We start from the raw sequence: 446 nt of genomic DNA, 5'->3' as shown, positions 1-446 counted from the left end.
TGTCGCAGTTCTCACACACGTACAGCCCGCGTTCAACGCGCTGAGTGTCGTCAGTGTGGCCGCACGCCCAACACGATTTCGATGTATCACGCTCCGACACCAACACCACGTCTATGCCTTTGGCTTCGGCCTTGTAGTCGAAGAGTGTCGTGAAGCGGTCGAACGCCCACTCGTGTAAGTCGAGATTGCCGTGGTCGCCCCAATTCTGAGGGTCGCCATTCTCGTCGTCCTCTCGGATGCCGCTAAGGTCGCCAACGACAAGCGTTCCGACATCGCTTTCGACACACTCTTCCACATCGCTTTCGAGAGCCCGTACAAGAAGTGTGTCCGGCGACCCGTTCGCTTCCGGTCAAGACGAGTCGCCTCTTGGGACGAAGAATCGTCGCACTTGGCTTTCTTCTTCGTGAAGTAGTACTCGTCCTCTTTGAGCGCCCCACCGGGGTACT

Annotated in this window: 1 pseudogene; it reads right to left on the bottom strand. The window is 57.6% G+C overall.

Annotation, left to right across the window (positions count from 1 at the left end):
- Nucleotides 1-446 (bottom strand): annotated as a pseudogene (locus DVK07_RS21790) (zinc ribbon domain-containing protein); the annotation flags it as partial.

The sequence above is a fragment of the Halorubrum sp. Atlit-26R genome (genome assembly GCF_003666015.1).
Classification (GTDB): Archaea; Halobacteriota; Halobacteria; order Halobacteriales; family Haloferacaceae; genus Halorubrum.
This window is presented reverse-complemented; position numbering and strand designations above follow the sequence as displayed.